The organism is Glaesserella australis (genome assembly GCF_003260095.1).
GTDB classification, from domain to species: Bacteria; Pseudomonadota; Gammaproteobacteria; order Enterobacterales; family Pasteurellaceae; genus Glaesserella; species Glaesserella australis.
The window spans coordinates 140,924-154,158 of the sequence record NZ_PTPX01000017.1 but is presented as its reverse complement, the minus strand read 5'-3'; the positions used below and the strand labels follow the sequence as shown (position 1 = coordinate 154,158).

9 protein-coding genes are annotated in these 13,235 nt (G+C 40.2%); 7 read left to right on the top strand and 2 right to left on the bottom strand.

Going from position 1 to position 13,235, the window contains the following annotated elements; genetic code table 11:
• Positions 1-200: 200 nt before the first annotated feature.
• The 6 genes from metH (at position 201) to C5N92_RS09005 (ending at position 8,654) form a co-directional block, all read left to right on the top strand.
• Positions 201-3,887, top strand: a complete 3,687-nt coding sequence (gene metH / locus C5N92_RS09030; protein ID WP_111750525.1) for a methionine synthase — start codon at positions 201-203, stop codon at positions 3,885-3,887.
• Between the two features lie 68 nt (positions 3,888-3,955).
• Entirely contained in the window at positions 3,956-4,816 is an 861-nt protein-coding gene (locus C5N92_RS09025) for an FRG domain-containing protein (RefSeq protein ID WP_111750524.1), read from the top strand.
• Positions 4,817-5,031: 215 nt separating this feature from the next.
• A complete protein-coding gene (locus C5N92_RS09020; protein WP_111750550.1) occupies positions 5,032-6,117 on the top strand; it encodes a Fic family protein in 1,086 nt (361 codons plus the stop codon).
• Between the two features lie 209 nt (positions 6,118-6,326).
• Positions 6,327-7,166 (top strand): DUF72 domain-containing protein, encoded by an 840-nt coding sequence (locus C5N92_RS09015; RefSeq protein WP_111750523.1) that lies wholly within the window; start codon positions 6,327-6,329, stop codon positions 7,164-7,166.
• 85 nt (positions 7,167-7,251) lie between these two features.
• On the top strand, positions 7,252-8,169 hold the full coding sequence (locus tag C5N92_RS09010; protein WP_119863507.1) for a DUF5672 family protein: 918 nt from the start codon (positions 7,252-7,254) through the stop codon (positions 8,167-8,169).
• A gap of 32 nt (positions 8,170-8,201) precedes the next feature.
• A complete protein-coding gene (locus C5N92_RS09005; RefSeq protein WP_111750521.1) occupies positions 8,202-8,654 on the top strand; it encodes a hypothetical protein in 453 nt (150 codons plus the stop codon).
• Between the two features lie 51 nt (positions 8,655-8,705).
• Here the strand turns inward: C5N92_RS09005 and gyrA are convergent, their stop codons facing one another.
• A complete protein-coding gene (gene gyrA, locus C5N92_RS09000; protein ID WP_111750520.1) occupies positions 8,706-11,360 on the bottom strand; it encodes a DNA topoisomerase (ATP-hydrolyzing) subunit A in 2,655 nt (884 codons plus the stop codon).
• A gap of 100 nt (positions 11,361-11,460) precedes the next feature.
• Positions 11,461-12,228 carry a TOBE domain-containing protein gene (locus C5N92_RS08995; RefSeq protein ID WP_111750519.1) on the bottom strand — a complete coding sequence of 256 codons (768 nt, stop codon included), beginning with the start codon at positions 12,226-12,228 and terminating at the stop codon, positions 11,461-11,463.
• A 191-nt stretch (positions 12,229-12,419) separates the two neighbouring features.
• On the opposite strand from C5N92_RS08995, the gene modA reads away from it, so the two are divergent.
• Positions 12,420-13,178, top strand: coding sequence for a molybdate ABC transporter substrate-binding protein (modA, locus tag C5N92_RS08990; protein ID WP_111750518.1), 759 nt, complete (start codon positions 12,420-12,422; stop codon positions 13,176-13,178).
• Positions 13,179-13,235: the final 57 nt, after the last annotated feature.

Sequence of the window (13,235 nt, the reverse complement as noted above, 5' to 3'; positions counted from 1 at the left end):
TTATAAAAAGTGAGTTAAAAAAGCCACCAAATTGTACAAAAAAAAAACAAAATGCAATCAACCCATAAAAGATTGCATTTTGTTAAAAATAATTTAATTGATGAAAAATAATACAAATTTCTATTATAAAAGATAAGGTTTGACACTCCCCACGCTCGCCCCTATTATTCTTCCAATTCAGATGATTTACGGGATTTCTTATGCAACACACTAAAACCACTCAATTAAAGACCGCACTTTCACAACGTATTCTGATTTTAGACGGTGCGATGGGGACGATGATTCAACAATTTAAACTGACGGAAGCGGATTTCCGTGGTGAGCGTTTTAAAGATTCCAAAATTGATCTGCGTGGCAATAACGATCTGCTTACCCTAACGCAGCCGTTAGTGATTTCGTCTATTCACGAAAAATATCTTGAAGCTGGGGCGGATATTATTGAAACCAACACCTTTAGCTCCACCACCATTGCGCAAGCGGATTACGACTTACAAGCGGTCGCTTATGAGCTGAATTTTGCAGGGGCAAAATTGGCTCGTATTGCGGCGGATAAATACAGCACGCCTGAAAAACCCCGTTTTGTTGCGGGGATTTTAGGGCCGACAAATAGAACTGCGTCTATTTCGCCGAATGTCAACGACCCGGGTTTTCGTAACATCACTTTTATGGAATTGGTTGATGCCTATGCGGAAGCGACCCGTGGCTTAATCGAAGGCGGTTCGGACATCATTATGATCGAAACCATTTTCGACACGCTGAATGCTAAAGCGGCGGCGTTTGCCATTGACCAAGTGTTTGAAGAATTGGGCGTAGAATTACCGATTATGATTTCAGGCACGATCACGGACGCATCAGGGCGGACGCTTTCAGGGCAAACTACGGAAGCCTTTTATAACTCGCTCCGCCACGCCAAACCGCTCAGTTTTGGCTTGAACTGTGCTTTAGGCCCGAAAGAGTTGCGTCCTTATGTGGAAGTGATGTCGAAAATTTCGGAAACCTATGTGTCGGTGCACCCGAATGCCGGCTTACCGAATGCCTTTGGCGGCTATGATTTAGGGGCGGAAGAAATGGCGGCTCACATCAAAGAGTGGGCGGAAAGCGGTTTCTTGAACATTGTCGGCGGCTGTTGTGGTACAACGCCTGAACATATCAAAGCCTTTGCGGACGCGGTGGCTAACATTCCGCCACGTCAATTGCCTGAAATCAAAATCGCAATGCGTTTGTCGGGCTTAGAGCCGTTGAACATTGATGACGAAAGCCTGTTTGTAAACGTGGGCGAGCGTAATAATGTGACGGGTTCGGCGAAGTTTAAACGTTTGATTAAAGAAGAAAAATTCGCAGAAGCCATTGAAATTGCCATTGACCAAGTGGAAAACGGCGCACAGGTGATCGATGTCAATATGGACGAAGCCTTGCTCGACTCGCAAAAATGTATGACCCGTTTCTTAAACATTATGGCGACTGAACCTGATGCGGCGAAAGTGCCGGTGATGATCGACTCATCGAAATGGGAAGTGATTGAAGCAGGCTTGCAATCGGTGCAGGGCAAGGGGATTGTGAACTCCATTTCGCTCAAAGAAGGGGAAGAGAAATTTATCCACCAAGCGAAATTGGTTCGCCGTTATGGTGCGGCGGTGGTCGTGATGGCGTTTGACGAAGTGGGGCAAGCGGACACCGAAGAACGCAAGGTGGAAATCTGTACTCGAGCCTACCGCATTCTCGTTGATCAAGTGGGCTTTCCGCCTGAAGACATTATTTTCGACCCGAACATTTTTGCCATTGGCACAGGGATTGAAGAACATAACAACTACGGCGTGGATTTTATCAATGCTACAGGTCGTATTAAACGCAGCTTGCCGCACGCCAAAATTTCGGGCGGTGTGTCGAATGTGTCCTTCTCATTTCGTGGCAACAACGTGATGCGAGAAGCCATTCACGCGGTGTTCCTGTATCACGCCATTAAGCAAGGTATGGATATGGGGATTGTGAATGCTGGGCAGTTGGCGATCTACGATGATCTCGACCCTGAATTGCGTGATGTGATTGAAGATGCGGTGTTAAACCGTGTACCAGACGGTACGGATCGTTTGCTGGAAATTGCAGAAAAATACAAAAATGTGACCGCTAGTAACGAAGACACTGGCGTGGCGGAATGGCGGACGTGGCCAGTGGAAGAACGTTTGAAACACGCCCTTGTGAAAGGGATTACCAACTACATCATTGAAGATACCGAAGAAGCTCGCCAAAAATTCCCGACACCGCTTGAAGTGATCGAAGGGCCGCTAATGGCAGGTATGGACGTAGTGGGCGACTTGTTCGGTGACGGCAAAATGTTCCTACCGCAAGTGGTGAAATCCGCTCGTGTGATGAAGCAGTCTGTTGCTTATTTGGAGCCGTTTATCAACGCCGCTAAACAGCAAGGTTCATCGAGTGGTAAAGTGGTGATCGCCACCGTGAAAGGCGACGTACACGACATCGGCAAAAATATCGTGAGCGTGGTGTTGCAATGTAACAACTTTGAAGTGATTGATTTGGGTGTAATGGTGCCTGCGGATAAAATCATTCAAACGGCAATTGACGAAAAAGCGGACATCATCGGCTTGAGCGGTTTGATCACACCGTCCCTTGATGAAATGGAGTATTTTTTAGGCGAAATGAACCGCTTGAATTTGAACATTCCAGTGCTTATCGGTGGTGCAACCACATCAAAAGAACACACGGCAATCAAGCTCTATCCAAAATACAAGCACGAAGTGATTTACACCACCAACGCATCTCGTGCGGTGACGGTCTGTGCGGCGTTGATGAACCCTGACACCAAAGCGGAATTGTGGGAGCGAATGAAGAAAGAGTACGAGCAAATTCAAGACGCTTTCGCCAACAAAAAAGCCCCACGCAAGCAATTATCAATTGAAGATGCTCGCAAAAATGCCTTTGACGCTTTCGGCGGCGAATGGGCGGATTATAAAGCTCCCGAGCCAAAACAGACGGGCATTGTGGAATACAAAAACGTACCGATTGCGACTTTACGCCAATTTATCGACTGGTCGCCGTTCTTCAGACTTTGGGGCTTAATGGGCGGCTATCCTGACGCCTTCGACTATCCAGAAGGCGGCGAAGAAGCCCGCAAAGTCTATAACGACGCACAACGTGTGTTGGACGAATTAGAGCAAAACCGCAAGCTCAACCCAAGCGGCATTATGGGGATTTTCCCAGCGAACAGCGTAGGCGATGATATTGAAATTTATCAAAATTCTGACTGCACTTTATTGGCAGGCAAAGCCTACAATCTCCGCCAACAAAGCGAACGGGGCAAAAACAGCAAAAGCCCGTACAACCTGTGCTTGAGCGACTTTATCGCAAGCAAAGCAAGCGGCAAACAAGACTGGTTCGGAATGTTCGCCGTTTGTGCAGGCATTGAAGAACACGACTTAGTGGAAGGCTACAAAGCCGCTGGCGATGACTACAACGCTATCTTACTCCAAGCTGTCGGCGACCGTTTAGCCGAAGCAATGGCGGAATACTTGCACTTTGAACTGCGTATCAAAGTGTGGGGCTACACTGACGAAAGTTTAGACAACGACCGCTTAATCCGTGAAGAATACATCGGTATCCGCCCAGCCCCGGGCTACCCAAGCTGCCCTGAACACACGGAAAAACAGATCATCTGGGATTTACTCGAAGTCGAACAACGCATCGGAATGAAACTCACCGAAAGCTACGCAATGTTCCCAGCCGCCAGCGTCTGCGGTTGGTACTTCACCCACCCAGCGAGTAATTATTTCACCCTTGGCAGAATTGATGAAGACCAAGCGGTTGATTATGCAAAACGCAAGGGGTGGAATGAGAGAGAGATGGTGAAGTGGTTGGGAGTGGCGATGAAGTAAGAACAGAAAGTTTTTACTTAATGCTATATTTATTATACATCTCATAAATAATTGAAGGAAGAAAATATATGCCGAATAAACCTATCAAAAGTTTAACTGGATTTATTAGGAAAATTTCAGATCTATCAGAACAGTTACAGAATGATGAAATTTTACTTTTTCGCGGACAACGGAATAAAATACATCATTTAAATCCGAATGTATTAAGAGATAAAAATAATCATCCGAAAAATGAACACATTATGTTTAGAGAACTAATTTCTCTATATCCCGATAGATTTGGGAGTGATAAAAATACATTAGAACAACTAATTAGAGCTCAACATTATGAATTACCAACTAGATTACTTGACCTTACATTTAATCCACTAGTTGCATTATATTTTGCGATTGGTGATCTTCAAAATAAAGAGTCTGTAAATGGTAAAATATTTATATTGAAAATAAAAAAAGATAAGTTTAAATACTATGATAGCGATACTGTTAGTTGTATTGCGAATCTTGCGTACTTATCTTTTGATGAAAAACAAGAGATTATTGACAGCTATAAAAAAAATCCCAATATTACGAGAAAAGAGTTTTGTAATCTAACACCTATAACTCGATTATTACATTTCATAAAAGACGAAAAGCCACATTTTCACAATAATATAGATCCAAATGATTTATTTAAAGTGGTTGCTATTCGTTCTAAAATGAATAATGAAAGAATCATTGCACAATCAGGATCTTTCTTATTATTTGGGTTGAATATAAAAGATCTAGATCTACAGAAAAATATTGATGGTATAGATATTCGGAGTATTGAAATTCATAAGAATAATAAGGAAAAAATAAAGAAAGACTTAGATAGTTTATCTATCAATGACGCGTCAATGTTTCCTAGTATTTCAGAAGCAGCTAAATATATCAAAAATAAATATGAATAATATCCTATAGCTTATGCATAAGTGAGCTACTCCGTAGCTCTTGCTTATTTGTATCGTCCAGCTCCAGCGGAGCTGAATTATGCGTAACCCCGTACGGCTTGCCGTGCGGGGATTCTCTCTCATTTTGCGATCTCCATCGAAAAATCTCACTTTTCTATTCAACAAAACCACAACAAGCGGTAAAATTTGCTAAAAATTTTGCAAATAAAGTACAGATGAACAACGATCCATTCAACGAATATCTCCGCCATATTGAAGCGGATAAAAAAGAGAAAGGCTATGCGTGGCAAACGGCTATCGGCTTGCAAGATGTCGATGGTTTAAAGCCTTCTGCTTATCTTATTGAAACCGCCATTAAAAATATTGAAGGCGAGATTAGCCTTGAAACCGCAGAGCAATGGATTAGTCGTTATTATGAAGCGAAAAGTCCTTCTGTTGCTAATAATGACCGTACGGAAGAGGCGGATAAAGTCTCGGTGCGTATTGCAAAATTGCTGTCTGAACCCGCTTTTTCGTTTAATGCTCATCAGTATTTAGCCATTCATAAATACCTGTTTCAAGATATTTACCCACACGCTGGGCAAATTCGGACTTACAATATCACTAAAAAAGAGTGGATATTGGAAGGTGCAACGGTAACATACGGCACGGCTTCTGAGTTGAAAGCCACATTAGAATATGATTTGGAACAAGAGCGAAATTTCAGTTATAAAAATTTGTCGATGACGGAAATCATTGAACATTTGGCAGTGTTTATTTCAAGATTATGGCAAATCCACGTATTTGAAGAAGGCAACACACGCACCACTGCGGTATTTTTTATCAAATATTTAAAAACTTTAGGCTTTGAAGCCACGAACGATATTTTTGCTGAAAATGCGTGGTATTTCCGCAATGCATTGGTGCGAGCCAATTACAATAATTTGGCAAAAAACATTTATGAAACCAATGAATTTTTGATTTTGTTTATCCGTAATTTATTACTGAATGAAAACCATCTTTTGAGTAATCGGCTGCTACATATCAATCCAAATCAACTTCCCCAAAAACAGGACATTAAAGAACAAAAACAGGATATTGAAAGCCTTTTCGCCAATAAAACAGGATTTTCAAAGAAAACCCAACAGCATATTGAAACACTCTACCATACATTCGGGGGGCAAGTTTTTTCTCGTGCAGATGTTATAAATCAGCTAAATTTATCCGCTTCCCCTTCATCAGAATTGCTTAGAAAAATGTTGGAAAACGGCATTATTGAAAACGTAAAAGGGCTAGGGAAAGGGAAATATCGATTTATCTAGGGCTTACGCCCTAACTTACGCATAAATGAGCTACTCCGTAACTCCAGATCATTTGTATATTCCAGCTCCAGTGGAGCTGAATTATGCGTAACCCCGTACGGCTTGCTGTGCGGGGAAATAAATTTGCAAATTTTTCCCCAAAACAGACCGCTTGCATTTCTTTTTATTCTCCTTAAACTCATCACTTTCTTATTTTTAACAGAACTAAAATGCACACACCCCACATTTACATCGGCACAGGCGGTTATAGCGATATGGATTTAGTCGGGACGCTCTATCCGTTTGGTACGGATAAAGCCGATTTTTTGTCGATTTATAGCCAACATTACGACACCATTGAGATCAACAGTACTTTTCACGCACCGATTGGTTATAAGGCGGTGCAAGGTATGGTGGAAAAAGCGGAAGGGCGGTTGCAGTTTTCTGTGAAATTACATCAAGATTTTAGCCATCAACGCACGGCAACTGCGGAACAGGCTCAGGCGTTTTTAGCTGCGTTACAACCTTTGCGTGAAAATAACTGTTTAGCCAATTTATTTGTGCAGTTTCCATCCAGTTTTGAACGTAACCACGCCAATCGCTATTATCTGGCGGAGTTGGTTTCGTGGTTTAACGGCTATCCCCTTGCGATAGAGTTTCGTCATACCAGTTGGCATACGCCGTCGGTGTGGAATTATTTTCAAGATAAGGAAAATTTGATTTGGTGTAATGTGGATTATCCGCAAAATATCGGTTTACCTGCCTTTCAATTTTATGCCAATCAACGCACTGCTTATTTGCGTCTGCACGGTCGTAACCCGAACTGGTGGAAAGCACAATCGGCTCAAGAACGCCACGATTATCGTTATAGTGAAATGGAGTTGAAACAGTTGTCAGCTTTGCTGAATCAGCACAGAGCCAACTTTGACCGACTTTATCTCTACTTTCAAAACACCACGAAAAGTCACTCTTTTTATAATATTGAGCGTTTGAAAGATTATTTAGCGGAATTCAGTTTTAGCATCAAAACTAAACCTGACTTTTTGGTAGGGCAACAGAGTTTGTTTTAATGAGAAAACAAAAGGTTTTTTGTGAAGATTCTGTTAAAATCAATCATATTTTAATATCTTTAGATGATTAAATACTAATTTAACTATGGCTAAAAAAACATTAACTATTGTCAGTGTCACTGGCTCTCAAGCCTATGCACAGGGTGCAGTTTATTCTATTGAAACTAGTTTTCTAGAATTGCAACATAAAATTTCTCATATTGAATGTTTATTGATCAGCCCTGAACGACCATATTATTGTCCTTCATATATTAAACATATTCCTTGTAAACCTTTTAGCTATTTGGAATATAATCTTTTTATGCTTTATGGATTAGGGCAGTTTATTAATACGGATTTTTGTTTAGTTGTACAAAATGATGGTTGGGTTATAAATGGAAATAATTGGAAAGATGATTTTTTCAATTATGATTATATTGGTGCTCCAGTACCTGATCTGATTGAAGTTGTTAATAACCAATATGTTCGACGTTTTGATATTGATTTTTGGCAGAAACATAAAGATAACTTACCACCAAATATTTATGAGTCCCAAAATGGTGGTTTTAGTTTGAGAAGTCGTAAATTATTAAATGCACCTAGAGCATTAGGACTATCTTTGGAAATAAGTAATTTTGAGTCTTTCCAGCAGATTCCCCTTGAAATGAAATGGAATTTTAATAGTGATATTAGACATGCGGAAGACAGCTATTTATCTTGTATAAAACGTCAAATCCTAATGCATCATGGGATAAAGTTTGCCCCAAGAAATATTGCAGCGCAATTTAGTGTAGAATATTTGCCCATACAGAAGATAGAGAATATACCACTTGATTCATTATTTGGTTGCCATTTTTCTTCTTTACTCACTCTTATCGGCTCTAAAAAAGTTCAAGTTAATGTGAATATTTATTCATTAAATGATTTTTCAACTAATAAGTTATTGAATTTATTATCTACATATAATTATGAATTTATAGTTCCTACAGAGTTTAATAAAATAAATTTTAATCGTAATGCATAACTAATATTTCTCTTATTTACCATAATCTTATTATGAATAAATTCAAACTCATATTATTAATTTCAACATTTGTCACTCTAGTTTCGTGTACAAATACCCAATTAACTAACAAAGTAAAAAAAGGTTACTTAAAAGATAATATTAGCCAAGAAGAATTATATAATGTAATAAATTTTAAACGTTATTATTATGATTGCCGTAATTTTGACACAGGAACTCGTTCTTATTTAATAAGTTATTTCCCATTATCAAAAGAAAGTCGTAAAAAAGAGAACTTTGGTTTTTATTTTCAATTAGATGGAAATAAAGTAGAGCCATTTGATCATATTCAAAATAAAGCGCTTAATGGTCGGGGCTCTCGTTTTGAAGTCATCTATCGTTCATATCATCCAATCCAAGGTGCTTATGTTGATTTGGTCGCTAAAGAGCAAAGCTCTATTTACTACAAAAACAACATACCTTGGTTAAAATGTCGAGAAGCATAGTTTAACAATAAGTAATATAAAACCCACCATTTAGGTGGGCTTTATTAGTAACTAGGCTACACTTTCTGCTTCATCATCTTCAATTTCACAGATTCGCTCAAGGCTGACAACCTGTTCATCTTCGGCTGTACGAATAATGCGTACCCCTTGCGTATTACGCCCTACAAGGCTTACTTCGCTTACACGAGTACGAACAAGGGTTCCTGCATCGGTAATCAACATAATTTGATCGTTTTCTTCCACTTGAACAGCCGCAACCACTTTGCCGTTACGTTCATTCACTTTAATCGAAACAACCCCTTTTGTTGCACGAGATTTAATTGGATATTCGCTTAATGCAGTACGTTTTCCGTAACCGTTTTGAGTTACAGTTAAAATTTCGCCTTGAGTATGTGGGATCACAAGAGAAACCACTTTGTCTGTGGTTAAATTTACGCTTGACGCATCTTCTGCTTCTTCGTTTTCTACGGTTTCAATTTCAACTTCTTCCACATCTTCCGCTGAAATTTCGGTCGTTGCCAGTTTGATACCACGAACCCCTGTCGCCACACGTCCCATACCACGCACCGCTGTTTCGGCAAAGCGTACCACTCGACCTTGTGCAGAGAACAACATAATTTCGCTGTCGCCGTTAGTAATATCTACGCCAATTAATTCATCGCCTTCGCGAAGTTTTAACGCAATCAGACCGCTTGATCTCACGTTGCTAAACGCATCTAAAGACACTTTCTTCACCGTGCCACTTGCCGTTGCCATAAAGATAAATTTATCAGCACTAAATTCACCATTTGGCACAGGAAGAATCGCTGTAATACGTTCATTTTCTTCTTGAACCAACGGCAGAATATTTACAATCGGCGTGCCTCTTGCGCCACGGCTTGCCTGTGGTAATTGATACACTTTCAACTGATATAAACGTCCACGGCTCGAGAAACAGAGAATGGTATCGTGCGTATTGGCAACCAATAATTTTTCAATGAAATCATCTTCTTTCATTTTGGTTGCCGATTTACCTTTACCGCCACGGCGTTGTGCTTCGTAATCGGAAAGTGGTTGATATTTCACATAGCCAGCGTGCGATAGGGTAACAACTACATCTTCTTGAGCGATTAAATCTTCAAGGTTGATATCACCTGATGCTGCGGTAATCTCTGTACGACGCTCATCACCAAATTCTGCTTTGATTTTTTCTAGCTCTTCACGAATCACTTCCATTAGGCGTTCTGAGCTATTTAAAATGCGTAATAATTCACCAATTTCGACCAACAATTCTTTGTATTCATCGACAATTTTTTCGTGTTCTAAACCTGTTAAACGGTGTAAACGTAACTCTAAAATTGCACGAGCTTGTGCTTCAGATAAATAATATTGACCATCACGCACGCCAAATTCTGCAGCGAGATCTTCAGGGCGAGACGCATCTACACCTGCGGCTTCTAGCATTTGGGCAACATTACCTAATGCCCACGGACGAGCTAATAAACCTTCACGGGCTTCATCTGCCGTTTTAGAGTTGCGGATTAGCTCAATCACAGGGTCAATATTCGCTAAGGCAATCGCCAAGCCTTCTAAAATATGCGCACGCTCACGGGCTTTGCGTAATTCAAACACTGTACGGCGAGTAACAACTTCACGGCGGTGCATCACAAAGGCTTCAATAATCTGTTTTAAATTAAAGACCTTTGGTTGACCGTGATCGAGTGCCACCATATTGATACCAAAGGTTACTTGCATTTGAGTAAGGGCATAAAGATTATTTAAGACCACTTCACCCACAGCATTATTTTTTACTTCAATAACAATCGAAATCCCTTTTTTATCGGAATAATCTTCAATGCTGGAAATCCCTTCGATACGCTTATCACGCACTAACTCGGCGATTTTTTCGATCAAGTTCTTTTTATTCACTTGATAAGGTAGCTCGGTAACTACAATTTGCTCACGCCCTTTGGCTGTGGTTTCTACACTTGCTTTAGCGCGAACATAGACTTTACCACGCCCTGTGCGATAAGCATCTTCAATCCCTTTACGACCATTGATAATCGCCGCCGTTGGAAAATCAGGGCCAGGGATATGTTGCATTAATTCTTCAATCGTAATCTGATCGTTTTCGATATAAGCCAAGCAACCATTTAACACTTCATTTAAGTTATGTGGCGGAATATTGGTCGCCATACCTACCGCAATACCTGATGAACCGTTTACCAATAACGCTGGGATTTTGGTTGGCAACACATCAGGAATCATCTCTTTGCCATCATAGTTTGGCGAGAAATCGACGGTTTCTTTATCTAAATCCGTTAATAATTCTTGCGTGATTTTTTGCATACGCACTTCGGTATAACGCATTGCCGCAGGTGCGTCGCCGTCAATCGAACCAAAGTTCCCTTGACCATCAACCAACATATAACGAAGAGAGAACGGCTGCGCCATACGCACGATGGTGTCATATACCGCAGAATCACCGTGTGGGTGGTATTTACCGATAACGTCACCGACCACACGGGCAGATTTAACGTAAGGTTTAGATGATGTGTTGCCACTTTGATCCATCGAGAAAAGTACACGGCGGTGGACAGGTTTTAAACCGTCACGCACATCAGGCAAGGCACGCCCAACAATCACCGACATGGCATAGTCTAGGTAGGAGTTTTTCAGTTCTTCTTCAATACTGATGGGGGTAATATCTTTGGCTAATTCGCTCATTGAAATTTCCTAATCATGTGATAAAAATGCCCAACTTTCAGGGGCGAAAATTGGGCGAGATTTTATCACAAAATCGGAAAGAAAGGGGAAAAACTTGATGCTATAACGTTACCAATACAATTTGTTCAGGATCAATACTGATCCAAACCTTATCTTGAATCTGAAATGAGTGTGTATTCGTCGCTGTCGCATAACACTCCCCGTCTCCAACACTTAAAGTAATCTCTTGGTGATCGCCTTTATCATAAACCGCACACACTGTCGCAGAAAGCTGATTAATACATTGTGGTTCTTGTTGATGAATTTGAATCCAAGGCGCTTTTACCATCAAGATCACTTCTTTATCTTGAACTAAATTTAACCGTTTTGCACTTTGCATCGTGATACAAGCGGTCAGATGTTGAGAAAAGTTTGCAATATGAATCTCAACGTAACAGAGTAAATCTTCCTCCCTTAATTTCGCTACTGTTCCTAAAAACTGATTTCTAGCGCTACTCTGCAAGGCAAATTTTGCTGTTGCACTCAACACACTATTCAGTGGAATCGATTCATCTTGCAAAATAGCGAAGGCTTTTTGCTGGGTCTGCTCTAGCAAATCATAAAGTTGCAACAAACGTTCTGCATAGGATGTCAATACAGTCCCACCACCATTTTTTCCCCCAATGTTACGCTCTAATAAAGGTTTAGGACTGATGGCATTCATTGCTTCAAGGTGATCCCAAGCACTTTTATAGCTTACATTCGCATTTTTTGCGGCTTGATTAATTGAGCCACATTCACGGATCGCTTTTAGTAAGGTAACACGTTTAGGATCAACAAAAAGTTGCTGATGTAATTTAATGGTTAGTAAAATTTCACTGTCTAACATATTATCCCCTTTTCTACATTTATTCCGCTAAATTATCCGTCTTTCTATAGGTTAATGAAAAGTAATTTTTTGTATAGATTTTTGTTTTAAAGTCATTATATAATGACATACATAAAGAAATAACTTCTTTATCACTCCTAACAAAAAGTAAACAAAAACAATTAAGTTCAACCCTAAACATTGGAGAACCTATGAAAAAAACCTTTACAAAACTTGCACTTACCGCAGCGCTTGCTTTAGGCGCAAGCTCTGCATTTGCAGAAAATATCACGGTATTTGCTGCAGCATCAATGACAAATGTGTTACAACAAATCGGTGATGAATATAAAAAAGCACATCCAGAAGATACACTAACCTTCTCTTTTGCGGGTTCTTCAACATTGGCAAAACAAATTGAACAAGATGCACCAGCGGATCTTTTCATTTCTGCAGACCAAAAATGGATGGATTATGTGGCAGAAAAATTGCCAAATAAAACTAAAAATATCACCACATTAGCGCAAAATGAATTAGTGCTTATTGCGCCAGCAGACAGCACAATTAAAGTGGCGACAATTAAAGATATTAACTTCAAAAATGCCATCGGTAATAGCTATTTAGCAGTAGGCGATGATAACGTGCCTGTTGGTCGTTATGCCAAAAAAGCACTTGAATATTTAGGTGTTTGGGGTGATGTAGAAAACCGTTTATCTAAAGCAAAAGATGTCCGTGCGGTACTTTCTTATATTGAACGTGGCGAATTACCGTTAGGTATCGTTTATTCAACCGATGCGAAAGTGTCTGACAAAGTGAAAGTTGTGGCAGTATTCCCGCAAGAAAGCTACGGTAAAGTGGTTTATCCAGCAGCAACGGTAAGCGATAAAGCAGAAGCAAAACGTTTCTTAGATTTCCTTTCAACACCAAAAGCAAAAGAAGCCTTTGAAAAAGCAGGTTTTAAACCAGCAAAATAATTTCTTATATCACTAGCACGAGTATCTCGCTCGTGCCTATAATATATCAACTGAAAG

Excerpts from the sequence above, each read along its gene's own strand:
- gyrA (WP_111750520.1), bottom strand. The coding sequence starts at position 11,360 with ATGAGCGAATTAGCCAAAGATATTACCCCCATCAGTATTGAAGAAGAA.
- C5N92_RS09025 (WP_111750524.1), top strand. The coding sequence starts at position 3,956 with ATGCCGAATAAACCTATCAAAAGTTTAACTGGATTTATTAGGAAAATT.
- modA (WP_111750518.1), top strand. The coding sequence starts at position 12,420 with ATGAAAAAAACCTTTACAAAACTTGCACTTACCGCAGCGCTTGCTTTA.
- C5N92_RS08995 (WP_111750519.1), bottom strand. The coding sequence starts at position 12,228 with ATGTTAGACAGTGAAATTTTACTAACCATTAAATTACATCAGCAACTT.
- C5N92_RS09020 (WP_111750550.1), top strand. The coding sequence starts at position 5,032 with ATGAACAACGATCCATTCAACGAATATCTCCGCCATATTGAAGCGGAT.
- C5N92_RS09005 (WP_111750521.1), top strand. The coding sequence starts at position 8,202 with ATGAATAAATTCAAACTCATATTATTAATTTCAACATTTGTCACTCTA.
- C5N92_RS09010 (WP_119863507.1), top strand. The coding sequence starts at position 7,252 with ATGGCTAAAAAAACATTAACTATTGTCAGTGTCACTGGCTCTCAAGCC.
- metH (WP_111750525.1), top strand. The coding sequence starts at position 201 with ATGCAACACACTAAAACCACTCAATTAAAGACCGCACTTTCACAACGT.
- C5N92_RS09015 (WP_111750523.1), top strand. The coding sequence starts at position 6,327 with ATGCACACACCCCACATTTACATCGGCACAGGCGGTTATAGCGATATG.